This window comes from Caballeronia sp. LZ001 (genome assembly GCF_031450875.1).
Classification (GTDB): Bacteria; Pseudomonadota; Gammaproteobacteria; order Burkholderiales; family Burkholderiaceae; genus Caballeronia.
In genome coordinates this window covers 4,173,299-4,199,353 of record NZ_JARTVX010000004.1, presented here as the reverse complement: position 1 = coordinate 4,199,353, position 26,055 = coordinate 4,173,299, and the positions used below count along the sequence as shown (strand labels likewise).

At 62.9% G+C, this 26,055-nt stretch carries 24 protein-coding genes and 2 tRNA genes; 14 read left to right on the top strand and 12 right to left on the bottom strand.

Annotation, left to right across the window (positions count from 1 at the left end):
- Positions 1-1,005 carry an RluA family pseudouridine synthase gene (locus tag P9292_RS30655; RefSeq protein ID WP_309962744.1) on the bottom strand — a complete coding sequence of 335 codons (1,005 nt, stop codon included), beginning with the start codon at positions 1,003-1,005 and terminating at the stop codon, positions 1-3.
- A 904-nt stretch (positions 1,006-1,909) separates the two neighbouring features.
- Between P9292_RS30655 and P9292_RS30650 the strand changes: the two genes are divergently transcribed.
- From P9292_RS30650 to P9292_RS30625, 6 genes are all read left to right on the top strand, one after another.
- Positions 1,910-5,323 (top strand): Rne/Rng family ribonuclease, encoded by a 3,414-nt coding sequence (locus P9292_RS30650; RefSeq protein ID WP_309962742.1) that lies wholly within the window; start codon positions 1,910-1,912, stop codon positions 5,321-5,323.
- A gap of 205 nt (positions 5,324-5,528) precedes the next feature.
- The gene (gene moaA / locus P9292_RS30645) at positions 5,529-6,635 is read left to right on the top strand and encodes a GTP 3',8-cyclase MoaA (protein ID WP_250465275.1); all 1,107 of its coding nucleotides are present in this window, start codon (positions 5,529-5,531) and stop codon (positions 6,633-6,635) included.
- Entirely contained in the window at positions 6,635-7,252 is a 618-nt protein-coding gene (gene mobA / locus P9292_RS30640; protein WP_250526072.1) for a molybdenum cofactor guanylyltransferase MobA, read from the top strand. The genes moaA and mobA overlap by 1 nt, the downstream gene beginning before the upstream one ends.
- A 76-nt stretch (positions 7,253-7,328) precedes the next feature.
- Entirely contained in the window at positions 7,329-8,633 is a 1,305-nt protein-coding gene (gene glp, locus P9292_RS30635) for a gephyrin-like molybdotransferase Glp (RefSeq protein ID WP_309962739.1), read from the top strand.
- A gap of 64 nt (positions 8,634-8,697) precedes the next feature.
- Entirely contained in the window at positions 8,698-8,973 is a 276-nt protein-coding gene (locus P9292_RS30630; protein WP_049655276.1) for a hypothetical protein, read from the top strand.
- Positions 8,970-9,449 carry a GNAT family N-acetyltransferase gene (locus tag P9292_RS30625; protein ID WP_309962737.1) on the top strand — a complete coding sequence of 160 codons (480 nt, stop codon included), beginning with the start codon at positions 8,970-8,972 and terminating at the stop codon, positions 9,447-9,449. Before P9292_RS30630 ends, P9292_RS30625 begins: the two co-directional genes overlap by 4 nt.
- Before the next feature lie 47 nt (positions 9,450-9,496).
- Here the strand turns inward: P9292_RS30625 and P9292_RS30620 are convergent, their stop codons facing one another.
- The 5 genes from P9292_RS30620 to pncB form a co-directional block, all read right to left on the bottom strand.
- Positions 9,497-10,954 (bottom strand): DNA recombination protein RmuC, encoded by a 1,458-nt coding sequence (locus tag P9292_RS30620; protein WP_309962735.1) that lies wholly within the window; start codon positions 10,952-10,954, stop codon positions 9,497-9,499.
- Positions 10,951-11,931 (bottom strand): D-glycerate dehydrogenase, encoded by a 981-nt coding sequence (locus tag P9292_RS30615; protein WP_244825841.1) that lies wholly within the window; start codon positions 11,929-11,931, stop codon positions 10,951-10,953. The genes P9292_RS30620 and P9292_RS30615 overlap by 4 nt, the downstream gene beginning before the upstream one ends.
- A gap of 10 nt (positions 11,932-11,941) precedes the next feature.
- Positions 11,942-13,312 carry a sodium:proton antiporter gene (locus tag P9292_RS30610; RefSeq protein ID WP_309964235.1) on the bottom strand — a complete coding sequence of 457 codons (1,371 nt, stop codon included), beginning with the start codon at positions 13,310-13,312 and terminating at the stop codon, positions 11,942-11,944.
- 29 nt (positions 13,313-13,341) lie between these two features.
- Entirely contained in the window at positions 13,342-14,013 is a 672-nt protein-coding gene (locus tag P9292_RS30605) for a lactate utilization protein C (protein ID WP_309962732.1), read from the bottom strand.
- A gap of 149 nt (positions 14,014-14,162) precedes the next feature.
- Positions 14,163-15,356, bottom strand: a complete 1,194-nt coding sequence (gene pncB / locus P9292_RS30600; RefSeq protein WP_250509316.1) for a nicotinate phosphoribosyltransferase — start codon at positions 15,354-15,356, stop codon at positions 14,163-14,165.
- 321 nt (positions 15,357-15,677) lie between these two features.
- Between pncB and fdxA the strand changes: the two genes are divergently transcribed.
- The 3 genes from fdxA (at position 15,678) to P9292_RS30585 (ending at position 16,396) form a co-directional block, all read left to right on the top strand.
- Positions 15,678-16,001, top strand: coding sequence for a ferredoxin FdxA (fdxA, locus tag P9292_RS30595; RefSeq protein WP_062633607.1), 324 nt, complete (start codon positions 15,678-15,680; stop codon positions 15,999-16,001).
- Positions 16,002-16,141: 140 nt separating this feature from the next.
- Positions 16,142-16,217: transfer RNA gene (locus tag P9292_RS30590), tRNA-Asn, on the top strand.
- A gap of 103 nt (positions 16,218-16,320) precedes the next feature.
- Positions 16,321-16,396, top strand: a tRNA-Asn gene (locus P9292_RS30585).
- 80 nt (positions 16,397-16,476) lie between these two features.
- On the opposite strand, the gene P9292_RS30580 is transcribed toward P9292_RS30585, so the two are convergent.
- The 3 genes from P9292_RS30580 to P9292_RS30570 are packed head-to-tail and all read right to left on the bottom strand — an operon-like array spanning position 16,477 to position 19,201.
- Positions 16,477-17,061 (bottom strand): LUD domain-containing protein, encoded by a 585-nt coding sequence (locus P9292_RS30580; protein WP_309962730.1) that lies wholly within the window; start codon positions 17,059-17,061, stop codon positions 16,477-16,479.
- Positions 17,058-18,461: a lactate utilization protein B gene (locus P9292_RS30575; protein WP_309962728.1), complete on the bottom strand. Its 1,404-nt coding sequence runs from the start codon at positions 18,459-18,461 to the stop codon at positions 17,058-17,060. The genes P9292_RS30580 and P9292_RS30575 overlap by 4 nt, the downstream gene beginning before the upstream one ends.
- A complete protein-coding gene (locus P9292_RS30570; protein WP_309843961.1) occupies positions 18,458-19,201 on the bottom strand; it encodes a (Fe-S)-binding protein in 744 nt (247 codons plus the stop codon). Before P9292_RS30570 ends, P9292_RS30575 begins: the two co-directional genes overlap by 4 nt.
- A gap of 128 nt (positions 19,202-19,329) precedes the next feature.
- Here P9292_RS30570 and P9292_RS30565 point away from each other — a divergent pair, with 128 nt between their 5' ends.
- From P9292_RS30565 to P9292_RS30545, 5 genes are all read left to right on the top strand, one after another.
- Entirely contained in the window at positions 19,330-20,076 is a 747-nt protein-coding gene (locus tag P9292_RS30565; protein ID WP_309962726.1) for an FCD domain-containing protein, read from the top strand.
- Between the two features lie 289 nt (positions 20,077-20,365).
- Positions 20,366-20,845 (top strand): CreA family protein, encoded by a 480-nt coding sequence (locus P9292_RS30560; protein ID WP_250465281.1) that lies wholly within the window; start codon positions 20,366-20,368, stop codon positions 20,843-20,845.
- Positions 20,846-21,111: 266 nt separating this feature from the next.
- On the top strand, positions 21,112-21,798 hold the full coding sequence (locus P9292_RS30555; RefSeq protein ID WP_250509347.1) for an AzlC family ABC transporter permease: 687 nt from the start codon (positions 21,112-21,114) through the stop codon (positions 21,796-21,798).
- Positions 21,795-22,127: an AzlD domain-containing protein gene (locus tag P9292_RS30550; protein WP_250465282.1), complete on the top strand. Its 333-nt coding sequence runs from the start codon at positions 21,795-21,797 to the stop codon at positions 22,125-22,127. The genes P9292_RS30555 and P9292_RS30550 overlap by 4 nt, the downstream gene beginning before the upstream one ends.
- Before the next feature lie 146 nt (positions 22,128-22,273).
- Entirely contained in the window at positions 22,274-23,038 is a 765-nt protein-coding gene (locus tag P9292_RS30545; RefSeq protein ID WP_244825852.1) for a DUF4088 family protein, read from the top strand.
- A gap of 24 nt (positions 23,039-23,062) precedes the next feature.
- Here the strand turns inward: P9292_RS30545 and P9292_RS30540 are convergent, their stop codons facing one another.
- The 3 genes from P9292_RS30540 to P9292_RS30530 form a co-directional block, all read right to left on the bottom strand.
- Positions 23,063-25,228, bottom strand: coding sequence for an ATP-dependent helicase (locus P9292_RS30540; protein ID WP_284503805.1), 2,166 nt, complete (start codon positions 25,226-25,228; stop codon positions 23,063-23,065).
- 108 nt (positions 25,229-25,336) lie between these two features.
- A complete protein-coding gene (locus P9292_RS30535) occupies positions 25,337-25,597 on the bottom strand; it encodes a hypothetical protein (protein ID WP_309962723.1) in 261 nt (86 codons plus the stop codon).
- 73 nt (positions 25,598-25,670) lie between these two features.
- Positions 25,671-26,045: a hypothetical protein gene (locus P9292_RS30530; RefSeq protein ID WP_244825857.1), complete on the bottom strand. Its 375-nt coding sequence runs from the start codon at positions 26,043-26,045 to the stop codon at positions 25,671-25,673.
- Positions 26,046-26,055: the final 10 nt, after the last annotated feature.

Below are 26,055 nucleotides of genomic sequence, written 5' to 3'. Positions count from 1 at the left end.
TCACTGTTGATCTTGGTTTAAGAGCTTGAGCTGGTCGATGCAGCGCCGGCATTCCGCCGGCAGCGGCGCTTCGAGCTGCAGCGGCTCGCCGGTCGCCGGATGCGTGATTTTCATTCGATAAGCGTGCAAAAACATGCGTTTGAGCGACGGTTTCGCGTTCGGACGCGCGAGCTCCTTGTTGAGCGCGAAATCGCCGTATTTGGCATCGCCCGCAATAGGCAGGCCGAGACTCGCCATATGCACGCGAATCTGGTGCGTGCGGCCCGTTTTAAGTTCGGCCTCGACCCAAGCGTAGTCGTCCCAGCGCTCGATCAGATTGAAAACCGTATGCGACGGCAGACCGTTCTCCTGAATCCGCACGCGCCGCTCGCCGTCCGCCGCCACGTACTTGTGCAGCGGCTCCTTGACGATACGCCGCCGTCCCCAGTCGCTTGGCCAGTCGCCATGTCCGAGCGCGTAGTAACGTTTGTCGACGCGATTCTCACGAATCTGCTCGTGCAGATTGACGAGCGCCGCACGCTTTTTGGCAAGCATGAGCACACCGGACGTCTCGCGATCCAGCCGATGCACGAGTTCGAGAAATTTCGCGTGCGGGCGCGCGTTGCGCAATTGTTCGATGACGCCGAACGCCACGCCGCTTCCGCCGTGTACCGCGACGCCCGACGGTTTGTCGATGACGATCAAATGGTCGTCCTCGAAAATGATGGGGAATTCAGCGGCCGGCGCGTTCGACGACAGCGGTTTTTCATCTGGCTGCGCGACACGAATGGGCGGCACGCGCACGAGATCGCCGATTTCGAGCCGGTACGCGGAATCGATTCGGCCTTTGTTCACGCGCACTTCGCCGCTGCGCAGAATTCGGTAAATATGGCTTTTGGGCACGCCCTTGCAGACGCGCAAGAGAAAATTGTCGATGCGCTGACCGGCAGCGGTTTCGTCGATTTCGATCATCGACACCTGCTCGCTTGCGACCTGTTTATGGGATGTTTTGCCTAACTCATTCATTCTGAATATAATTTGCGAGCAGTCTGAAAAACAGCGTGGCACGAAAACCGTGGCTGCGAACTATCAGACTGTACAGGTGCAAGCAATAAACCATCATTTTACTTGCGCCCAGGGCCGGTTGCTCGCCCGGAAAATCGAGCAACAAGTTGCACGCACGGCGATATCACCGGCAGGGACGGGGCCCACAGGCGCGTTCGGTCGAGTGATCGTCGATCGGTAACGGATTTTTGGTCAAAAAGAATTTTTATCGGCGAGAAGCGATGGCGCCCGGTCGTTGAAGCCGGTCGCCCGCCCAGATTTTCCCCTGCCATCGAGCAACGGGACGAACGGCAAATCGAAGCTCGCCGATTGCGAACAACTCGCGACGACATCGCGGCTGCGCTGATTCCGGCGAAGCGCGATAGCAGTTAAAAAACGTCGCAGTGAGGCGAGACATGCGGCACGCCAGCGGAGCTTTCGGGTCTGCGGCCGTGCCAGCGCGGTCAGGCAAGGGTCGAGGTCGGCGAAGAAGCATCGCGCGAAATTACGCGAGGCCGCCCTCCTGCATTGCCGCCGTCGGAGGAGAAGGCTCTGTTCGAAGAGCGCAGCGGGTTTGGCGCGTCTAATTTGAGACGCGAAACCCCCGGCGCCGCCGTTTTTCCTCGACGCGTTTTACCGCGCAGCGCACCGTATCGGCGCGCCTCCCAGTTGTCGCAAGGTGCCCCACGGCCCGGCCCGCTCATGCGCCCGTGCCCGCTTTCGGCAATTCTCCCGCCAGAAGTCCCGCTCCAGCGTGCTTTGTGACAACACACAAAAAGCGCGGCACGCTCGCCCTCCCGCTTCGCCCGCCGATGTTCGACCACGGGTTCGAACTCCGCGCCGATTCGCAAGATGAGGGACGGCAGAGCCGCTCTGGAGCCGTTCAATGAAACGCATGCTGTTTAATGCGACGCAGCAGGAAGAACTCCGCGTCGCCATCGTCGATGGGCAGAAGCTCATCGATATCGACATCGAAACCGCCGGGCGCGAACAGCGCAAAGGCAACATCTACAAGGGAGTCGTCACCCGCATCGAGCCGTCGCTCGAAGCCTGTTTCGTCAACTACGGCGAGGACCGCCACGGTTTTCTGCCGTTCAAGGAAGTCGCCCGCCAATATTTTCGCGACGGCATCGAGATGCGCTCCGCGCGCATTCAGGACGCGCTGCGCGAAGGCCAGGAACTGATCGTTCAGGTCGAAAAGGAAGAGCGCGGCAACAAGGGCGCGGCGCTGACCACGTTCATTTCGCTCGCCGGACGCTATCTCGTCCTGATGCCGAACAACCCGCGCGGCGGCGGCGTGTCGCGCCGGATCGAAGGCGACGAGCGGCAGGAACTGCGCGAAACCATGGCGCAGCTCGAACTGCCGGAAGGCATGAGCATCATCGCGCGCACAGCGGGGATCGGACGCTCGGCCGAAGAACTCCAGTGGGACCTGAATTACCTGATGCAACTGTGGCGGGCGATCGAAGCCGCGTCGCAGAGCGGCGTCGCCGGCCAGCCCATGCTGATTTATCTCGAATCGAGCCTCGTCATTCGCGCGATTCGCGACTATTTCCAGCCGGATATCGGCGAAATTCTCATCGACACGACCGAAATTCATGATCAGGCGCGCGCCTTCATGGACATCGTGATGCCCGACAACCTGCAAAAGGTGAAGCGCTATCACGACGACGTGCCGCTGTTCTCGCGTTTCCAGATCGAGCATCAGATTGAAACCGCGTACTCGCGCACGGTGCCGCTGCCTTCGGGCGGCGCGATCGTGATCGATCACACCGAGGCGCTCGTCGCCATCGACGTGAACTCGGCGCGCGCGACCAAGGGCGCCGACATCGAGGAAACCGCCACGCGCACCAATCTGGAAGCCGCCGACGAAGTCGCGCGCCAGTTGCGTCTGCGCGATCTGGGTGGGCTGATCGTGATCGACTTCATCGACATGGAGTCGGCAAAAAGCCAGCGCGAGGTCGAACAGCGCCTGAAAGACGCGCTCAAGCACGACCGTGCGCGCGTACAAATGGGCAAGATTTCGCGCTTCGGGTTGATGGAACTGTCGCGTCAGCGGCTGCGTCCGGCACTCTCCGAAGGCAGCCACGTCACCTGCCCGCGTTGTAACGGCACGGGCCATATCCGCGATACCGAGTCGTCCGCGCTGCAAGTGCTGCGGATCATTCAGGAAGAAGCGATGAAGGAAAACACCGCGGCGATTCATTGCCAGGTGCCGGTCGAAGTGACCGCTTTCTTGTTGAACGAAAAGCGCTCGGAAATCAACAAGATCGAGTCGCGCTTCAAGGTCAACGTCGTTCTGATTCCGAACAAGCATCTGGAGACGCCGCATTACAAGCTGGAGCGTCTGCGTCACGACGATGCCCGTCTCGACGAACCGCGCGCCTCGTGGAAGATGGCAGTGGAAGCGGCAACCGAGATGGAATCGGAAACCGGCTACAGCAAACGCACCGAGGAAGTAAAGCCGAAGCAGGAAGCGGCGGTCAAGGGCATCACGCCCGAGAAGCCCGCGCCGAGCGCGCCGGTCAAACCGGCGCCGGTCGAGGCCGCGCCCGTTGCAGCGACGCCGGAGCCGGCGAGCGGCGGGTTCATCGCGTGGATCAAGAACCTGTTCGGCATTCAGCCTGAAGTCAAACCGGCGCCCGCGCCGGTCGAAGCGCAACCCGCCACGCGCGCGCCACGCGAGCGCCCGGAGCGCGGCGAACGCACGGGCGGCGGCGATCGCAACCGTAATCGCCGTGGCGGTGCGAATCGCGATGGCGCGGCCGTGGGTGCCGCTGCCGGCGCAAACGGCGTGAATGGCGCGGTTGGCGGCGGCAATGGCACGGGCCGTCAAGGCGCGCGCCGTGAAGACCGCGAGGCGCGTCCGGGTCGCGAAGGCCGTGAATTGCGCGAAGTTCGCGAGCCGCGTGAAGCACGCGAAGGACGTGAAGGACGCGAACCCCGCGAGGCGCGCGAGCCCCGCGAGCCGCGTGAGGCACGTGAGCCGCGCGAACGCAATCAGGACCGAAACGCCGAACGCGCACCGCGCGCCGAGGCTGCGGAGCGTCCGGAACGACGCGAGCGTGCGGATCGCGGCGAGCGTGGTGAACGTGGCGATCGTCCGGAACGCACCGAGCGTCCGGAACGTGGCGAGCGTCGCAAGCCGCAGGTCGAAACCGTCGTCGAAGCACTGACGCCAAGCGAAGCGGTGCCGTCGGAGATCGTCGAAACGGCGCAAACCGACGACGACTTCGCGCAGCAAAACGGTCTCGACGCGGTGTCGGCGGAACAAGCCGCGCGTGATGGCGAAGAGCGTCGTCGCCGCCGTCGCGGTCGTCGTGGCGGTCGTCGCGAACGTGAAGATGACGGCACGACGGTGAATCACGCCGCCGATGTCGCCGAAGCGGAAGGCGCAGCCGAAAGCATGTCGGCGCAAGCTGGCGTATTCGATGCCGAAGCCGCGCAAGAAGCCGCCGCGCGTCGCGAACCGCGTCCGGCCGTTGCCGCGCCGCAGCCTGTCGCCGAACGCAGCGTGGAGAAGGCGCCCGAGCAAGCCGTCGCTGCACCGGTGCAAGCGCCTGTGCGCGTCGAGCAGCCGTCGCAGACCGAGGCTATCGAAGCGAACGCGCAGTTGAAGGCGACGACGCCCGAACCGGCGCCGGAGTTTTTCGCGAAGCCGGATGCGTCGCTCGCGGTCGATAACCCGTTCGGCCCGACGCCGAAACTCGCGGAAACGAAGCCCGCCGATCCTTTCGCGCCTGCCACGTCTGCTGCTCCCGCAGCCGTGGAAGAAGCGAAGCCTGTCGAAGTGGCCGCGCCTGTCGAAACCGCGAAGCCAGTCGAAACGGCCAAGCCGGCCGAAGCTCCGGCTGAGGCAATCGCGGAAACGCCGTCCGCCGAAGCCGCGCCGGTACGGGCCGAACCCGCCGAACCCGTCAAGGTCGCCGCGGTTGCAGCGACGCCTGAGGCGACTTCGGTTCCGCCCGTGCAGGTCCAGGCCGTGGAAACGGTGACGACTGAAAGCGTGATCGAAACGGCAGTGGCTTCGCAGCCCGTCGCAGTGGAAGCAGAGCCGGTGAAAGCCGCCGCGCCCGCGGCTGCACCGGCCGCGACGCCGGTATCGACGGAAGCGTTGCAGCCGATGCTCGAATCCGCCGGCCTCGTCTGGGTCAACACGGACGCCAGCAAGCTGCGCGACGCCAACGCCGCAGCCGAGCGCGAAGCCGCGCCGGCACGCGTGCCGCGCGAGCGCAAGCCGCTGCCGCCTGTGAGCGCCGCGCCGATGCAGCAAGTGGAAACCGGCAAAGACGCGCAGTAAGCGTAGTGCCGCCGCCGGGCGTTCCACGGAACGCCCGGTTGCGCAGGAAAAACGCCATCGGCTAACGTCGATGGCGTTTTTTTTTGACGCCTAGGTATGGAAAGCCTGTACCAAAGGGTAAGACGACTGGTTCGCCGCGTTCCGCTAAAATGACTGCGTGCTTCTACTATTCGAACAAGCCTCCGAGCCGAGCAAGACCGCCGCCATGTCCCGACGCATCATCCCCTTAGCCGATGTCAGCGCCATTCCGGATTTTTCCGGCGCGGTGGCATTGCCATCCGGGTTGCTGACGGACACGCTCGCGCGTCCGCTGCGCGATCTGCGCATCTCGGTCACGGATCGCTGCAACTTCCGCTGCGTCTACTGCATGCCGCGCGACGTGTTCGACAAGGACTACCCGTTTCTGCCGCATTCCGCCCTGCTCTCGTTCGAGGAAATCGAGCGGCTGGCGCGCGTCTTCGTGGCCCACGGCGTCGAAAAAATCCGTTTGACGGGCGGTGAGCCGCTACTGCGCAAGAACATCGAATTTCTGATCGAACGACTCGCGCTTCTGCGCACGCCCGAAGGCCGTCCGCTCGATCTCACGCTGACCACCAACGGATCGCTGCTCGCGCGCAAGGCACGTTCGCTCAAGGATGCGGGGCTGTCGCGCGTCACGGTCAGTCTGGATGCGCTCGACGACACGCTCTTTCGCCGCATGAACGACGCCGATTTCGCCGTGGCCGACGTGCTCGACGGCATCGAAGCCGCGCAGTCGGCGGGCCTTTTGCCGATCAAGGTCAACATGGTCGTCAAGCGCGGCACGAACGATCAGGAAGTCGTGCCGATGGCGCGTCACTTCAAGGGCAGCGGCGTGGTGCTGCGCTTCATCGAATACATGGATGTCGGTGCGTCGAACGGCTGGAACATGAGCGAGGTGTTGCCGTCCGCGCAAGTCGTCGAGCGGATCGCCGAGCACTTCGCGCTCGCGCCGCTCGAAGCGCATACGGCCGCCGAAACCGCGCAACGCTGGGGCTATCTCGACGGCAGCGGAGAGATCGGCGTGATTTCGAGCGTCACGCGCGCGTTCTGCGGCACTTGCACGCGCGCGCGGCTCTCGACCGAAGGCAAGCTGTACCTCTGCCTTTTCGCCACGTCCGGCCACGATCTGCGCGCGCTCATTCGCGGCGGCGCGAGCGATGCCGACGTCGCCAACGCCGTTGCGCACATCTGGCACGCGCGCGGCGATCGCTACTCGCAATTGCGCGGCAGCGCGGCGGGAAACGCGCGCCGTGAAGCGCCGCGCGTCGAGATGTCGTACATCGGCGGTTGATGCCCGTGGCTCCGGAAAATCAGACTACCGGACTCGTGCTCGCGGGCGGACGCGGCTCGCGCATGGGCGGCGTCGACAAGGGACTACAGCTCCTGCGCGACGAACCGCTCGCGTTGCATGTGCTGCGCCGCCTCGCGCCGCAGACGGACGCCATGCTCATCAGCGCGAATCGTTCGGGCGACGACTACGCTCGGCTCGCTATGCGTTTCGATGCACGCGTCATCGCCGATTCGCTCGCCGATTATCCCGGCCCGCTTGCCGGCATCGCCACTGCATTGCGCGCGGCGCACACCGAGTTCGTGCTGACCGCGCCTTGCGACGCGCCTTTCGTCGATCCGCAACTCGGCACCACGTTGCGACGCGCGCTCGACGAACATGGCGCGGACATCGCTTATGCCGCGACCGTCGATACGGACGAAACGCGCATCGCGCATCCGGTATTCGCGCTGATTCGAACCTCGCTCGCCGACGATCTCGACGCCTGGCTCGCCGCCGGCGAACGCAAGGTCCGTGCGTGGTACGCGCGCCACAAGGCGGTGCAAGTGCCATTTCACGATGATCGCGCGTTTTACAATATCAATGATTTGTATCAGCTAGCTGAACTGGCGCGTCGTTAGCCACGCGCATTCGTTCAGGTTCAGCCGGTTCCAGCATCGCTGTCCTTCCCGACTTCGGTCGCGACCATTCCGATTCATGACCACGTCCAGGCCCTTCTCCGCTTGCGTCACTTACTACGATCCGAACGCGCTGCCGGTTGCGGCCGCGCAGGAAATCGTTCGTCAGTGGGCCATGCCGCGTGGAAATGCCGGGCGTGTCGGACGCGTAAGTCTTTATGAAGCGCTCGGCCGCGTGCTCGCCGAAGACGTGATCTCGCCCATCGATGTCCCGGCATTCGACAACTCCGCAATGGACGGCTACGCGTTCAAAAGCGCCGCGCTCAATGCCGCGCGCGATGCCGTCGAACTGAACGTCGCGGGTATCGCGCTCGCCGGACGTCCTTTCAGCGCCGAACCCAACTCGGCTCAATGCGTGCGCATCATGACGGGCGCGCTGATTCCGCCGGGCTGCGACACCGTCGTGCCGCAAGAACTCGTCACGCGCGATGACGACGTCATTCGCTTCCCATCAACCGTCGTAAGCGAAGGCCAGAACCGGCGGCTCGCTGGCGAAGACTTGGCTCGCGGCAAGGCCGCTTTGCAAGCAGGCCGTATCGTGCGGGCGTCCGACCTCGGTTTGCTCGCGTCGCTCGGAATCGCCGAAGTCGCGGTGCGGAAGCGTCTCGTCGTCGCGTTCTTTTCCACGGGCGACGAATTGCGCTCCGTCGGCGAACCGCTTGCGCCCGGCAGCCTTTACGACAGCAACCGCTACACCCTTTTCGCGATGCTGCGCCGCCTCGACGTCGAGACGGTCGATCTGGGCATCGTGCGCGACGACCGGGCATCGCTGGAGAAGGCGTTGCGCGAAGCGGCGCAAGCAGCGGATGTCGTCATCAGCTCGGGAGGCGTTTCCGTTGGCGACGCCGATTTCACGCGCGAACTGATGAACTCGCTCGGCGACGTCGCGTTCTGGAAGATCGCCATGCGTCCCGGCCGCCCGCTCGCATTCGGCCGCTTGTGGTCGGGACCGCGCGCGGGCACGGGCGAATCGGCGCTCTTCTTCGGCTTGCCGGGGAACCCCGTTGCCGTGATGGCCACGTTCTACTTCATCGTCCGTGAAGCCTTGCTGGCCATGTCGGGCGCCGCACGTCAGCCGCTCATCGAGATTCGCGCGACCTGCGCCGAGCCGATCAAAAAGCGCGCGGGCCGCACGGAATTTCAGCGCGGCATTGCAAGCCGCCGCGCCGACGGACAATGGAGCGTCGTGACCACCGGGCCGCAAGGTTCAGGCGTGCTGAGTTCCATGAGCCGGGCCAATTGCTTCATCGTGCTCGAACACGATCGCGGCAATGTCGAAACGGGCGATTCCGTAAATATCGTGCCGTTCGACGGCCTCGTTTGAGCGCGCCAAAAAGCACGGCGACGCGATCACCACCATTTTTTATCGATAGACGGGTTTTTAGTCCATGAAAAAGCAGATCTCATCCATTGCACCCGGACAGACGGCCAAGGCCCTGATCCTCGTGTATCTGACTTTCAGCGTGCCGATCGTGCTGCTTGGCGTGGTGGTCGCGTTCGTGCGATACGGCTCGGTGGAAGTGAGCACGGTCACGAGCGCGCTGCTGCTCAACGCAATCCTTGGCTTCGTGCTGTTGTGGATTGCGTGCCATGCTTATAACTGGGTGGCGTCGCGTTTCGGCGGCATAGAAATCGTGTTGTCCGACGCACCGGAGGAAGCGTGAGCGGCGCGTCGATTCGCCCCGCCACGCCCGCCGATATCGGCGCGATCCACGCGCTGATGTACGAACTCGCGGAATTCGAGAAGCTCACGCATTTGTTTATCGCGACCGAAGACGGCGTGCGCGATGCGCTCTTCGGCGCGCGTCCGTCAGCCGAAGCGCTGGTCGCGGAACAGGCGGGCGAAGTGGTCGGCTATGCGCTCTTCTTCCATAACTTCTCCACGTTTCTCGGCAAGCGCGGGCTGTATCTGGAAGATCTCTACGTGCGCCCGACGTTGCGCGGCAGCGGCCTCGGCACGCAGATGCTCAAGCGGCTTGCGGCACTTGCGGTCGAGCGTCAGTGCGGCCGCTTCGAATGGTCGGTGCTGGACTGGAATCAGAACGCCATCGACTTCTATGAAAAGATGGGCGCAACCGTATTGCCGGACTGGCGCATCGTGCGTATCACCGGTGAGTCGCTGGAGCGGTTGGCTTCGTAGACGCGGTTGCATCGCTGACGCGCAGGCCGCTTTTCATCTGAAGCTCGTCAAAGCTCGTCGTCCCCATCTCGCGGCAGCGCGGCCTCGTCATCCCCGAGCAGACCGCGCGCTTCCTCACCCGGAAGCGCTTCCACGTCGCGCAGGCGCTTGCCCATTTGACGCGTGCGCGTCTGCGCCGCTTCAATCGAGCGCGTGACGGTTTCGAGCTGCGACTTCGTCTTCGCGAGTACATCGCCGAACTTGTTGAACTCGGTTTTCACCGCGCCGAGCACCTGCCACACCTCGCTCGACCGCTTTTCGATAGCGAGCGTCCTGAAGCCCATTTGCAGACTGTTGAGCAGCGCCGTGAGTGTAGTCGGACCGGCCACGCTCACGCGATGCTCGCGCTGTAGATAGTCGGTCAGACCCGGACGCCGCAGCACTTCGGCATACAAACCCTCGGTCGGCAAAAACAGCAACGCGAAGTCGGTCGTATGCGGCGGCGACACGTACTTCTGCGCGATGGAACGCGCCTCCGCGCGCAAGCGTCCTTCGAGCGCACGCGCGGCCTCTTCCACACCGACGGGATCTGCGCGATCTTGCGCATCGACGAGACGCTCGTAGTCCTCGCGCGGAAACTTGGCGTCGATAGGCAGCCACACCGGCGTCGCGGCATCGCCCGGCGCGCCCGGCGTGTCGTGACGGCCCGGCAATTTGACTGCAAACTCCACGCGTTCGTTGCTCTTGGGCACGGTCGCGACGTTCTTCGCGTATTGATCCGGCGTGAGCAACTGTTCAAGCAACGACTCCAGTTGCACTTCGCCCCAAATGCCGCGCGTCTTGACGTTGGTCAGCACCTTCTTCAGATCGCCGACGCCCGCCGCGAGCGTCTGCATCTCGCCCAAGCCCCGATGCACTTGTTCGAGCCGGTCCGACACCAGCTTGAACGATTCGCCGAGCCGCTGCTCCAGCGTGGAATGCAGCTTTTCATCGACGGTGCGGCGCATTTCATCGAGCTTCGCCGAGTTGTTCGCCTCGATGTCCTTGAGGCGCGCTTCGAGCGTCGCGCGCACTTCGCCGAGCCGCCGTTCGTTCGCTTCCGATAGCTGGCCGAGATGCAAAGTCATGGAGTCGGCGAAGCGCTTGAGCGCGTTGCCCTGATCGTCGCGCGCCTGCTGACTCTGCTGCGCGAGTTGCTGCGCAAGCGCGTCGAACTGCGCGTTCTGCACGCTCGACGTGCTCGCCAACTGCGTCGCGAGCGTCTGATGAAACTGCGTGAAGCCGCTTTGCGATTCCATGCGCGAGACGCGCGCGCTCTCCGCGATATCGCCACGCAAGCCGCGTTCGAGCCGCTCCTGCGCGCGCGCCTGCGCCTCGCCCATGTCGTTCACGCGGTCGGTGAGCGCGACGAATTCCTCTTCGATATCGACGCGGGACGTGCGCCGCATCGTCGCAAACAGGACGACGAGCGCAACCAGAAGCGCAATCGCCAGGAGCGCGATCGCGCCGTACAACAGTTCGATCATTTTTTCAGCACGTCCGGGTTGATCGGATTCGGCGGATTGCCGGCGCGCGGTCCCTCACCCAAACCGGCGATGAGATTGTCCGCGGCGAGATTCGCCATCGCGCGGCGCGTCGACTCGGTGGCGCTCGCGATATGCGGCGTCAACGCGACGTTGTCGAGCAACAGGAAATCGGGATTGAAGTCGGGTTCGCCTTCGAACACGTCGATCCCCGCAGCCGCGATACGCTTCTCGCGCAGCGCGGCGATCAACGCCGAATCGTCGACGATTCCGCCGCGCGCGATGTTGGTAAGCGTGGCCGTCGGCTTCATCAACGCGAGTTCGGCCGCGCCGATGGTGTGATGGTTCTCCTTGGTGTAAGGCAGCACGAGCACGACGTGATCCGCGCGCTTCAACAAGTCTTCCTTCGACGCGTACTCCGCGTTGAGTTGCGACTCGATCTCCGGCGCGACGCGCGAACGGTTGTGATAGATCACGCGCATGTCGAAGCCCACCGCGCGGCGCGCCAGCGCTTGCCCGATCCGGCCCATGCCGATCACGCCGAGCGTCGAGCCGTACACGTCGGTGCCGAGGAACGAATCGAAACTCCACTTCTGCCATTTGCCCGCGCGCAGAAAGTGCTCGGATTCGGTCACGCGCCGGGCCGCTGCCATCATGAGCGCCCAGCCGAAGTCGGCAGTGGTTTCGTTCAGCACGTTGGGCGTGTTGGTGCCGAGCACCTTGTGCGCGTCGAATGCGTGCATGTCGAAGTTGTTGTAGCCGACCGCCATGTTCGCGACGACTTTCAGGTTCGGCGAGCCCGCCAGTTCCGTTTCGCCGACCATCTCGCCGGCAGTGAACGCGCCGTCCTTGTCGGCCAGACGCGCGCGAAACTCCTCCTGGCCAAGCACGTCGCCCGGATTCAGATCGACTTCGAAATACTGTTTCAGACGTTCGACCACATCGGGAAAAGTGGGACGCGCAACAAGCACCTTCTTCATCGAATTGCTCCTAGAAAAATAGCCAGCCCAAGACGGCGAATAACGGCAACAGGACGATGCCAGACCATCCCATATAACCGAAGAAGCCCGGCATGCGAATGCCGCGCGATTCGGCGATTGCCTTCACCATGAAATTCGGCGCATTGCCGATATACGTGTTCGCGCCCATGAAGACCGCGCCCGCCGAGATTGCCGCGAGTGTGGACGCGCCCGTGGTCATGAGCGTGGGAGCGTCGCCGCCCGCGAGATTGAAGAACACGAGATACGTCGGCGCGTTATCGAGGAACGAAGACAGGATGCCCGTGGCCCAGAAATAGGCGAGATCGTGCGGCTTGCCTTGGTCGGACACCGCGTGCACGATGCCCGCGAACGCGCCCGACTCGCCCGCGCGCAGAATCGTGATGACCGGCGCGATGGTGATGAAAATGGCCGCGAAAAGCTTCGCCACTTCTTCGATAGGCGCCCAGCCGAACGCGTTGCCCTCGCGCGCGCTTTTCGGCGTGAGGACGAGCGATGCGAGCAGCACGATCACCAAAGCCGCGTCGCGCACGACGTTCTGCAAATGCAGATGCGTGCCGTACACATCGAACACGACGCCCGGCTTCCAGATGCCGCTCATCAGCACCAACGCGACGACCGCCGCGAGCAGCAAAAAGTTGATCCTGCCGTCGATGCGAACTGCAATCGTCCCGACCAAGCCGGGTTGCGTTTTTTCTTCCTTGCGCCAGAAATACGTATCCAGCGCGTAGAAGAGCGCGAGGAGAACGACGGAGACGAGGAGCATCGGCAGAAAGAGATGCGTGGTCGTCCAGAAGAAACCGACGCCGTTCAGAAAGCCGAGGAACAAAGGTGGATCGCCGAGCGGCGACAACGAGCCGCCCACGTTTGCCACGAGAAAGATGAAGAACACGACCACATGCACGACATGCCTGCGGTTTTCGTTGGCGCGCAAGAGCGGGCGGATCAGCAGCATGGCCGCGCCGGTCGTGCCCATGAGGCTTGCCAGCACGGTTCCCAGTGCGAGCAACGAGGCATTCAGACGCGGCGAGCCGCGAAGATCGCCGTGCACGCAAATGCCGCCCGCGACCGTGTACAAGGAAGCCAGCAAAACGATGAACGGTATGTACTCTTCGAGCATCGCGTGAACGAATACGCCGAGCGCCGTGCCGCCGCCGAACGCAGCCGCGAAGGGTACGAGAAACGCGAGCGCCCAGAGCAACGCGATCTTGCCGAAGTGGTGATGCCAGAGCTTCGCCGCGACGAGCGGAAACACCGCGATGGAAAGCAGCATGCCGAAGAACGGAACGCCCCACGCCGCCGACAAGCTCGCGCCATCGACCGTGGCCGCCGACGCGTTCGACATCGCGCCGAGCAATGCCATGCAGCCGAGGAGAAGAGACCGCACTGCGCTCACGCTTCGGTCACGACGATTACATGCACGCGATACGGCCCATGCGCGCCCAGCACGATGGTCTGCTCGATATCGCCGGTGCGCGACGGCCCGGAAACGAAGTTCACCGCACGCGGCAGTTCGCCCCGTTCGGCGCGAATCAGTGCGAAGGCGTCTTCATGCGCCGCGACGATGCGCGAAGCCGGCACGACCGCGATATGCGTCTGCGGCAAGAGCGCGCCGGACGCGGGCGTATCCGGGCCGGACAGCAACACGAGCGACCCGGTTTCAGCCGTCGCGCAAAAGCAGCCCGTGATGCCGACGAGATCCGCGTCTTCCGGCTTGCGTAACGACGCCTGAATGCCCGCCTGGGCCCACGGCAACTCAGCCAACGCAGGCCATGCGACGGCATCGGTGGCAAGATTCAACGAGCGGAGGTAGCGCGCGGCTTCGGCGGGAGCATCGCCGAGCGCGGCGACTTCGGCGACGGTGGTCGAGAGCCGTTCGGCTTCGAGCCGGAACCGCGCGATGAGCGCGTCGCGGGTGTCGGGCAACGGCGGGCGCGGACCTTCGGGATGACGCGTCAGATAGTCGTTCGCGGTGGCACGCTCGGCTTCGGTCGGCTCATCGCGTCTGCCCTGCGCGCTGCGTATGCGCGCGAGAATATTGCGGCGCGCCGCCGATGTGTCCATGGTGCCGTCCTTACGAGTGCGAGAGTGTTCCGGATGCGTGCGCACCACGAGTCCTGGCGGCACGATCGAATTATATCGAGCGGTCTTGAGCGCGCGCACCTCGGCCGAAAGGCATAGGCCGCGCGCGGGAACAAAGCACGAACCAAGCGTCAGTCGGTCTCGCCCGCTTGCTTCTCGATGCCGAACACTTGCCTCAGATAAGCCAGATAGGCCTTGTCGTCGCACATGTTCTTGCCGGGGGAATCGGAGAGTTTCGCCACCGGCTGACCATTGCAGCGAACCATCTTGATGACGATCTGCAACGGCTGATAGCCCAGGTCATTCGTGAGATTCGTGCCGACGCCGAACGCGAGCTGACAGCGCCCGCGGAAACGCTCATACAGTTGCAGCACCTTCGGAATATCCAGCGCGTCCGAGAACACGAGCACCTTGGTGCGCGGATCGCAGCGGTTTTCCTCGTAATGCCGGATGAGGCGTTCGCCCCAGTCGAAGGGATCGCCGGAATCGTGGCGCGCGCCGTCGAAGAGCTTGCAGAAGTACATGTCGAAGTCGCGCAGGAACGCCTTCATGCCGTAGACATCCGACAGCGCGATACCCAGGTCGCCGCGATATTCCTTCGCCCACATCTCGAAGCCGAAGATCTGCGAGTCGCGCAGACGCGGGCCGAGCGCCTGACACGCTTGCAGGTACTCATGCGCCATGGTGCCGAGCGGACGCAAACCATGCTTCATCGCGTAGAACACGTTGCTCGTGCCCGCGAACTGTTCGCCGAGCCGCTCCTTGAGCGTTAGCACGACTTCCTCGTGCCATTGGCCCGAAAAGCGGCGGCGCGTGCCGTAATCGGCAATCTTGCAGTCCGAATATTCGGGCGGTGTGGCGAGCAGTTTGATCTTGTCGCGCAGACGTTCGCGCCCGGTTTCGTACTCGGGCTTTTTCTGCGTATTGCGGAAATACACTTCGTTGACAATGGCCAGCACCGGAATCTCGAAGAGAATGGTGTGCAGCCAAGGCCCTTCTATTTCGATGTCGATCTCGCCGTTGCCCTTCTTCGACGGCGCGATGCGAATGGACTTCTCGTTCAGATGAAAGAGCGCGAGAAAGTCGATGAAGTCGCTCTTGATGAAGCGCATTCGCCGCAGATAGTCGAGCTCTTCTTCCTTGAAGCGCAGGTTGCAGAGTTGACGCACCTCGTCCCGAATCTCGTCGATGAACGGCACCAGATCCACTTCCGGCGTGCGGCAGCGAAAGCGATACTCGACGTGCGCCGCCGGGAAATGATGCAGGACCACCTGCATCATGGTGAATTTGTAGAGATCGGTATCGAGCAGCGAATTGATGATCATGGTTCTGGCTTGTACATCGATGCAAGGATGCCCGCGCGCTGTATCGGCCGCTACCGACCGCTATTGACGAGACGCGCCGCGCGCTGTCCGTTCATGTTACCCGAATGCGTGCACGGCATCCTGCCGCCCCGGCCCTTTTAGGAAAGCCGCATACATTAATCACGAATCGATATAAGGCGCATGGCGCGGCGCTCGCGTCGCCTTTTACCGTTACGCTACAATATGCGTTTTGGCGAGCGAGCCGCGCACGGCCCTGTGCCGCTGCCCATATGGTCATCTAAAAACGCCGCCCTCCCCCGAATTGCGCATGCAGGAGCCTGAATGACTCACGTTGTGACCGAAAGCTGCATCAAGTGCCGCTACACCGATTGTGTGGACGTGTGCCCGGTGGATTGCTTCCGCGAAGGTCCCAACTTTCTCGCGATCGATCCGGACGAATGCATCGACTGCGCCGTGTGCGTGGCCGAATGCCCGGTGAATGCAATCTATGCCGAAGAAGACGTTCCCGGCGACCAGCAGCACTTCACCGAACTGAACGCGGAACTCGCGCGCAACTGGCCGAGCATCACGAAGACCAAGGCGCCGCTGCCGGAAGCCGACGAATTCAAGGACGTGAAGGAAAAGCTGGATTTGCTGGAGCGCTAACCGGCTGTATTTGCCGCCCTGTCATTTGTCGGACGCGCAGGATCAATCAATTTCGATGCAAAAAACCGTTATTGAATGAAGATTGAGCGTTGACAGCGCAGAAAGCGCTCCCTATAATTTCGTTTCTCTGCAGTAGATGTTCCCCGATAGCTCAGTTGGTAGAGCGCCGGACTGTTAATCCGTAGGTCCCTGGTTCGAGCCCAGGTCGGGGAGCCACTCAGTATCGAGCAGGTTCCAGACAGAATCAAAGGAAAACCCAGCCGAGTTGTGAGCTGGGTTTTTTGTCTCATCAGAGACTCGTTTCAAGCGTAGTAGCTGTTCCCCGATAGCTCAGTCGGTAGAGCGCCGGACTGTTAATCCGTAGGTCCCTGGTTCGAGCCCAGGTCGGGGAGCCACCCAGTTTCATACAAAAAGCCCAGTCATTCGACTGGGCTTTTTTGCTTGCGCAAATAGCAGTAACGCTCTTCTAAAGCATCTAAGCAGCAAGCCAGACAACCGTCAGCGATCGCACGCCCTGTGCGCCGCGAATCAGCACGCCCTCGATATCCGCCGTGGCCGAAGGCCCCGTTACCAGCACCGCATAACGGGCCGACTGAAAATCGGGTCGTCGATAAACCTGCTGCAAGCCTTCGAGGAGTTGCGAAGGATCGAGCAGCACGACGAGATGCTGCACGATATAGCCGATTGAATTGACGACGTACTCCTTTTCGCTGAACCACACGGAGCCAGTCTCCGCCACGCCGAAGCGCCCTCTCACGACGCCCACATCGACATCCTGAAGCGACGACGGAACGGTATCGACCGTAATCGGCCGCGTGCCTTCGATTCCCGCCACCGCCGACGCCACTGCTGCGCCATCGCCGAAACGTTGCGCGATCATCGCGCCGACTTCGTCGAGGCTCTGCGCTTCCACGCATGTTCCACCCATGGCGATGAGCGCGGTTTCGAAGCGCGTGCGCAGATCGCCCTCGGGCGTCGCGAAAACGGGCACATCGGGAAGCGGGCGTGAAGCGGGCTGCGCCGCGCGGATCTTCGACAGAAAAGCTTCGCGAGTCGTCATTTGGCGATCTTCCGGTTTTTCTTGTACCACTCGTGGAAGGTCTCGGCGGGCGCTTCGGGCAAGTCACGCTGCCGGCCCCAGATGTTGAGCGGGTTGTACAGCACGAAGTTCGGCAGCCGCTTGAGCGCGCCGCCAAGCGATGCCACCGTCGCGCGATAAAGCGTCGGACTCGCGAGCAGCCGTCCCGCCATCTTCAGCACTTCCTGTTTCACGAACGGCACTTCGTGGCGTTCGGCGATTACCTCGCGCCACTTGTAAATCTGTTCATGAATATTCACCTTTACCGGGCAGACGTTGGTGCAACTGCCGTTCATCGTCGAGGCAAACGGCAGGCTGCTGTAGCGCTTGAGATCGTGCGTCGGATTGATGATCGCGCCGATCGGCCCCGAATACGTGCCGCCGTACGATAGCCCGCCGCTTCGCCGATACACCGGACACGTATTCATGCACGCGCCGCAGCGAATGCACTTGAGCGAGAACCAGAAGTCGTCGAGCGCGAGGCGTTCGGAACGGCCGTTATCGACGAGGATGTAATGCATCTCCGTGCCCGGCCGAGGCGCGCGAAAGTGCGACGTGTACTGCGTGATCGGCGAGCCGAGCGCGCTGCGCGAAAGCATGCGCACGAACACGCCGAGATCGGCAATACGCGGAATGATCTTCTCGATGCCGATGGACGCGATATGCAGCGGCGGCACGTTCGCCGAGAGATCCGCGTTGCCTTCGTTCGTGCAGACGACGACCGTGCCCGTTTCCGCCACCGCGAAATTGCAGCCCGTCATGCCGGCCGTCTTCTCGCGCACGAAGTACGGCCGCGTGTCCATGCGCTGGCTTTCGGCGAGATAGTGGATGTCGCTGTTGTCAGGATCGGTGCCGATCGTGCGTCCAAAAAGCTCCGCCACATCCGCGCGCAGCTTGTGCACGGCTGGTACGACCATATGGCTCGGGTCCTGGTGATCCAACTGCTGAATGCGTTCGCCAAGATCGGTTTCCATCACCGTGATGCCGCGCGGTTCGAGATAGTCGCGCATGTAGCATTCGTCGGTGAGCATGGATTTGCTCTTGACGAGCGTGGTCATGCCGCGTTCGCTCATCAGCTTGTGGACGAGCGCGTTGTGCTCTTCCGCGTTGGCCGCGAAGTGCACCACGACGCCGTTCTTCTCCGCCTGATCCGCGAACTGCGCGAGGTATTCGGAGAGATTGGACAGCGTATGTTCCTTGATGCCCGACGCGAGATTGCGCATCTCCTCCCATTCGGGAATACCGTGCGCCTGCGCGTCGCGCTTGCTGCGCAAGTCCCACAGCCGCTTGTCGTGGAACGCGACGTGATCCGACTTCTGCAGAAACGCGCCCGCCGCCTTCGCGTGATCGATTCTCACCGACTTGCCCGAGGTCTTGCTCATGCGCGCGCTCCGTTGAGAACCTGCGCGATATGGATGAAACGCGCATCGAGTTTGAGACGCTCGGCGCATCCCTGCTGATGCATGAGACACGACATGTCGCCCGACACGATGTACTGCGCGCCCGCGCCGACGTGATCGCGTACTTTGTCCTGACCCATGCGCACGGACACGGCTTCCTCGGTCACGGAGAACGTGCCGCCGAAGCCGCAGCATTCGTCGGGTCGCGCGGGCGTGACGAATTCGATGCCCTTCACGCCTTCGAGCAGCGCGCGCGGCTTGGAAAACGGCGCCGCCGCCACTTCCGAATTCGAGGTTTCGCGCAAGTGCCGCACCGCGCTGCAACTGTTGTGCAGCCCGACGCGATGCGGGAATTCGGCCCACGGAAACTCGCGCACCTGCAAGACGTCGTGCAGGAATTCGACGAGCTCGTAGGTGTTTTTTCTGACCTTCGATACCGCGCTCGTCTGTTCGATGGCCGTGAAGTGCTCGCGCACGTGATGCACGCAACTCGCCGACGGTCCGACGACGTAGTCGTAATCCGCGAAGTTGCGCGTAAACACGCGCTCGGCGCCTGCGGCTTCCTTGTGAGCGCCGCTATTGGCCATCGGCTGGCCGCAGCAGGTTTGATCCTGCGGGTAATCGACATCGAGTCCGAGGCGTTCGAGCAGTTCCAGCGTGGCGACGCCGATCTGCGGATAGAAGGCGTCGATGAAACAGGGCACAAACAGGGCGACTTTCATGGGATCCGAAACGGCGACTTGAGGATTGGGGGCCGGATTTTGGTAAGCTTGGTCTGACCAAGACTTTAAAGAGATGGCCCTTTCGTGTCAAACTCCGAAAGTCCCGATTTACCTCCACTGCTCGAACGATGCCTTTTCAGCCCGTCCACTCGCATTCCTACGCCCGCGTGCGCTTGTCGGACGTGGTGTCGGGGCAGATACGCGAGTTGATCTCGAACGGCACGCTCCTGCCTGGCCAGCGCCTCCCCGCCGAGCGCGATCTGGCGGAACAACTCAACGTTTCGCGGCCGTCGCTGCGCGAGGCGCTTATTCGGCTGGAGTCGGACGGCTTCATCCGCGCGGTGGCGCGCGGCGGCTTCGTCGTGTCGGATGTGACGGCGCCGCTCGTGTCGCATCCACTCGCCGCACTCCTCGAACAGCAACCCAACGCCAGCGCCGATGTCCTCGAATTGCGTCATGGCCTTGAAACGCTGTCCGCTGCCTACGCCGCCGAGCGCGCCTCCGAGGCGGATCTGACGCGCATCGCCGATGCATTCCAGGCGCTCGAAGCCGCGGTGGCCGACAAGAGCACGCGCATTGCCGAAAAAGACGCCGCGTTTCATCTGGCTATCGCCGACGCCACGCACAACGTCGCGCTGGCGCACGTCATGCACGGTCTCAACGAATTGGTGCGCGAGTCCATGCTGACATCGCACCGTCTGGTCGATTACGACGATGGAGTCGAAGCGAACCTGCTCGCCCAGCATCGCGCCATGTTCGATGCCATCGCCGCCCGCGACCCCGCCCGCGCCCGCGAATGCGCCGGAGCGCATCTCGATTACGTGCGCACGCTGTATCGGGATCAGCCAGCGCGCAGGATTCGCGTGATGGAATGACCAATCGTAACGTGCCGGTAAGAGAGCATAGGACTGCGCCTACACGTATTTAGGACACACGCGGCTAACGCCGCGCGCGCTTCCTCGCGATACTGGAATCGTCAAAAACAACACGCGAAGGAGGACGACATGCCTTACCTACTCGGATGGCTGCTCGGTGTGCCGGTCGTGGTTCTGGTGATCCTGTATTTGATCTTCCATTGAATCGCCGATTGGCCGAATGCTTGCGGGAAAACAGCAAGGGCGTCGATACAATACGACGCCCTTTCTCTTTTTCCGAAGGATCACGATGAACCGCACTCTCCTCACCGCTACCGCTGCGGCGCTCGTTACCTCGTTCGGCGCGGCCACAGCGCAGGCCGAGGAAATCGCGAGCGTCAACACCAATTTCCGTTTCACCGGTTCCGACCGCGTGACCGTCGAAGCCTATGACGATCCGCTCGTCGCGGGCGTCACCTGCTACGTGTCGCGGGCGCGCACGGGCGGCGTGAAAGGCACGCTCGGCATCGCGGAAGATCCGACGGAATCGTCTATCGCCTGCCGTCAGGTCGGGCCGATCAAATTCACTCAGCCGCTCAAGCAGAAGACCGATGTCTTCTCCGACCGCATGTCGTTCATCTTCAAGACGCTGCACGTGGTGCGCGTGGTCGACGCCAAACGCAATACGCTCGTCTACTTGACCTACAGCGACCGCATTGCGACCGGCAGCCCGAAGAACAGCGTGACGGCGGTGCCGGTTCCCGAAGGCACGACCATTCCCGTGAAGTGAAGGAAGTGAAGCGATGCGCGCGCCCCGCCGCGCCCACAATGAAGTTGTAAACTGTACGACTTGCCGGCAGGCTGGTTGAAACCATCACGCGAGCCACGAGCGCCGCACGATCGTACAAGCCCGATGCTTACTGCATGCCTTATCCTCCCGGCGACCGATATGAATGCCCAAGCGCTCATATTGGCTTATAACGGAGGCACGATTTGAAAGCAGTATCCAGCCCCGCGCTGCGGGAATTCGCCGCCGGCGCGCGCGACACCATTCCAATGATGGTCGGCGCCGCGCCCTTCGGCGTCATCTTCGGCACGCTCGTCACGGCGAGCCCGCTCACGCTCTGGCACGGCCAGCTGATGTCGCTCGCGGTGTTCGCGGGCTCGGCGCAGTTCATCGCCATCGGCATGATCGCGGGACACGCGAGCTTCATCGTGATCTGGGCGACGACCTTCGTCATCAACTTGCGGCACGTCCTTTATTCGGCGACGCTCGCGCCTTATGTCGCGCATCTGCCCGCGCGCTGGCGCTGGACGCTGTCGGGTCTGCTCACCGACGAAGTGTTCGCCGTCGCTTACGCGCATTACCAGAAGCGCGCGCCGGGCGAAATCGGCCCGCACTACTTCTTCGGCTCCGGCCTCTCGATGTATCTGAACTGGCAACTGTGGACGCTCGTCGGCTTGCTCTTCGGCGCCGCATTCCCAGGGCTCAAGTCGCTCGGGCTGGACTTCGCGATGGTCGCGACGTTCATCGCCATCATCGTGCCGCAACTGGTGGCCGTGCGCTTTGTCGCGGCGGCGATGGCATCGGGCGTGCTGTCGTTCGCGTGGCAGGACTGGCCGTACAAGCTCGGCCTGCTTGCGGCGGTGCTGGTGGGAATCGGAGTCGGCATGGCGATCACGCTGATGGAACGACGCGAGCGTGAATCGAACGGCGATAACCGCAAGGAGCGCGCACGATGACCACATCGAACTATGTGCTGCTGATTCTCGGCATGGCGCTCGTCACGTATCTGATCCGCGCGGCCGTCTTCGTGCTGGGCGAGCGGTTGCCGTTTCCGCCCATCGTGCGCACGGCGCTCGGCTTCGTGCCGGTGACGGTGCTGACCGCGATCATCGTGCCGATGACCGTCTCGCCGCATGGCAACGGCGCGGAAATCACGTGGCGCAACCCGCAACTCGTGGCCGCCGTGGTTGCGGTGGCCGTGTGCGCGTGGACCAGGCGGCCCTTACTTACCATCGGGGTGTCGCTCGCGGTTTTCTTCGTTTGGCAGTTCGTCGTCTTGCGTTAAAGGCTTCTTCGCGCAACGGCTTTCAGAACACCCTCAAGTTCCCGGCTGTAACGCCGTTATCAGAAACGAATGGACTCCGCCGTCGAAGCGGACGCCAAAGGCATTTCCCGCCATCGGGCCATCCGAGCGCGGAACCGGGAACCAACATGCGTCAAATAACCCTATCGTTTCGCGACGAGACCATCGCTTCATTGCATCGCGACTATGAGGCGTTCATGCGCCTGTCGCTCAAGCTCGACCCGCAGTTCGTCACGCCGACGTTCGAGGACTTTCTGCGCGCCAAGCTGCTCGACAATCCGACGCCGCTGACCGAGCAGGCGGTGCAGCGCATGCTGTCGCAAGGCCAGTACGCGTGGGCCAAGCGCGCGCTCGACAAGGAATTTCCGGATGTCGTCGAGATTTTGATCCGACAGGCGGCCGAACACGGTTTCGCGTTCGCGATCCGCTCGGACTGGAACGCCGAGGATCTCGTGAAGGCATCGCGCGAATGGGCGACGGCCATCGTCACCGAGGCGAAGGGCGATGCTTCGCAAGTCGATGTGCTCGCCTCGCAGATCAAGTCAGCCGCGATGGATATCCGCGAAGTCGAGGAGAAGATGCAGACGCCCGCATGGCGCCTCGCCGATTCGCTGCGTCAGCGCACCTATGAGACGAAGATCGCGGTGGAAAACAGCGTTGGCTCGAATGCGCGCGAGAAGCTCGGTGAATTGCGCTGTCTGCTGCGGCTCGGCATTTTTTATGGGTCGATTCAGAAGCAGGAAGCGCAGCAGGTACTCGAATACATTCGCTCGCTGCGGCCGGAGTTGTTTGTCGATGAACCTTATGATGGGTTCACGCGGTTTGCCGCATGGCTACGGAGCATCTTTGCGCCGGCGCCGCGCGTGCCGAAGACTTCGCGGGCGCAGCGTTAGGCGTGGACCGGGCGCCGCTTACCGCTAATCCCACATCCCCTTCAAGCGCGCCGCGATATCGATCTTCGCCTTAGCCGCGGCCGCGAGTCCCGCCGCCGTCGGCGCGGCGGCGACCGGAACCGGCGGCCACGCGGTGGCTTCGAAGTTCTGCATCAGATGCTGCGGAATGAAGCGCGTGCGTTGCGCCCACACGTGCCGGTCGCCCAGATGCGTCTGGTTGTGCACGTAAAAGCGCTGCGGCGTGACGATATGCAGATCTTCCTTCGCGCGCGTCATCGCTACATAAAGCAGCCGCCGCTCTTCGTCGATTTCCTCGTCGCTACCCGTGCCCAGATCGGATGGAATGCAGCCGTCCACGCCGTTCAGCACGAAAACATTGCGCCATTCCTGCCCCTTCGCCGAATGGATTGTCGAGAGAATCAAATAATCTTCGTCGATGAGAGGCACGCCGGACTCGTCGCTGGTCGCATCGGGCGGATCGAGCGTGAGTTCGGTGAGAAACCGCTCGCGCGTGGGATAGGTCGACGCGATGCTCTCCATCTGCAATACGTCGCCAATACGAATGGCCGCGTCTTCGTGATTGCGTTCGAGATGCGGCTCGTACCATCGGCGGATCATTTCGAACTCCGCCGGCCAGCCGCTCTCGCGGCCGCAGAGTTTCGCCATCAGGCCGACGAAACGCGGCCAGTCTTCGCTGGCGCGGGCGGGCGCATGGAAGGCGGCAATCGCATTCGATGAACGTTCGGCTTGCGCCACGCTGTCCAGCAGCCGCCCGGCGATGGCCGGCCCGACGCCCGGCAGCAATTGCGCCACGCGAAAGCCGGCGACACGATCGCGCGGATTTTCCGCCCAGCGCAATACGGCGAGCACGTCCTTGACGTGCACGGAGTCGAGAAACTTGAGCCCGCCGAACTTCACGAACGGAATGTTCTTGCGCGTGAGTTCGATTTCGAGCGTCGCGCTGTGATGCGCCGCGCGAAACAGCACGGCCTGCGACTTGAGCTTCATGCCGCCCTCGCGCGCCTCCAGCACTTGCTCGACGATATAGCGCGCCTGATCGGCTTCATCGGCGACACTCACCACGCGCGGTTTTTGCGCGGATGCCTTGTCGGTCCAGAGGTTCTTCGTATAGCGCTCGGTGGCCATGCCGATCACCGCGTTGGACGCTTCGAGAATGGGCTGCGTCGAACGATAGTTGCGATCGAGCGTGACGGTCGCGGCGGGCGGGTCGAAGTGCCGCGGAAAATCGAGGATATTGCGCACCGTCGCGCCGCGAAACGAGTAGATGGACTGCGCATCGTCGCCGACGACGGTAAGGCCGCGGCCGTCCGGTTTCATCGCCAGAAGAATGGTGGCCTGAAGGCGGTTGGTGTCCTGATATTCGTCGACGAGCACGTGATCGAAGCGGCTCGACAGATCGGCGGCGATCGTCGGCTCGGCCGCGAGATGCGACCAGTAAAGCAAGAGGTCGTCGTAATCGAGCACGCTTTGCGTCTGTTTGGCCGCGACGTAGGCGGCGAAGAGACGCTTCAAGTCCGCCTCCCACTCGCGGCACCACGGATACGACTGATCCAGCACGGCGGCAAGCGAGGCGCCCGTGTTGACCACCCGCGAATAAATGCTGAAGCACGTGGACTTGGCGGGAAAGCGCTTCTCTTTCGACGATAACCCGAGTTCGTGGCGCACGAGGTTCATGAGATCGGCGGAGTCTTCGCGGTCGTTGATGGTGAACGACGGCGCGAGCCCGACGAGATCGGCGTAATCGCGCAGCAAACGCGCGCCAACGCTATGGAACGTGCCCGACCACGTGAGACCTTGCGCGATGGCGGCCTTGGTGCCCAGCGCGTTCATGGCGATGCGCGTGACGCGACGCGTCATCTCGACGGCGGCGCGGCGCGAGAAAGTAAGCAAAAGGATGCGATGCGGGTCGGCGCCTTTCACCAGCAGATGCGCGACGCGGTGCGCCAGCGTGTTGGTCTTGCCAGACCCCGCGCCCGCGATGACGAGAAGCGGCCCGCCGCAGCGGTTGGGTTCATCGACGCCGAATTCGACGGCGTGGCGCTGCGCCTCGTTGAGCTTGGCGAGATAGGCGGCGACCTGGGCTTCGGCTGCGTCGGCGGTGGCGGTTTCTTCAGGGAGCGTCAGCACGGGAAGTGGCGCAAAAAAGTGTGACGTGTACTGTATATCCATACAGACTGGAGACGCAAGGGTTTGCGCTCACCGGTTGGTTGGGCAAAAAAAACGGCCCAGCGGGTTGCACCCGAATGGACCATTCGCACTACCCGAACAACCGTCCTGCTAATCCGCCTTCTTCGCGTTCTTGAGCTTCGCATCCGCAGCCGCTTCGTTCGCTTCCGACTGCGCTTCGGTTTTCTTCTTGTCGGCCTTGGCCTGAGCGACGGCCGCGTCCTTGTTGGCCTCGGCCTGCTTCTTCAATGCCTTCTTGTCCGCGCTGCTCGGCTGCTGATCGCTCGTCGTCTGCGCGAACGAAACCACTGAGACACTCGCAAGCGTCCCGGCAATCACGGCGGCCAACACTGCATTCTTCGATCGAGTCATGGTGTGTCCTCCCTTTCTCAAGCCTCATGAAGCGCGCGCCACGGCACTGCGGCGCGCGTCCAACGCATCGAAATCAATGCTGCAAGCCCGTGTCCTTCGGCGTGTTGGATTCCGTCGCGTTCAACTCATCCTTGGCGGCGTCCTTATCCGCCTTGCGATTGATCTTCGCGTTACGCACCTGCTCCTTGTACTGCGCCTTCGCCTGCTTGTTCGCGGCCTTCAGGTCGGCCTGCGAAGCCTTCTTCGATGCCTTGTACTCCGCGTTCGCCTCGGCGTTCGCGTTGCGGCGCTGGACCAGCGGATCGGTCGGCGCGGGCGCGACGAGATTTTGCGGCGCAGGTGTCGCCGGTTGTGCCGGCACGGCGTCCGTAGTTTGGGCGAAAGCGCCCGAAGCGGCGGTCAGGGCGGCGAATGCGGTGCCGATCATCAGATTTCGAGTCTTAATCATGAGCGAGGTC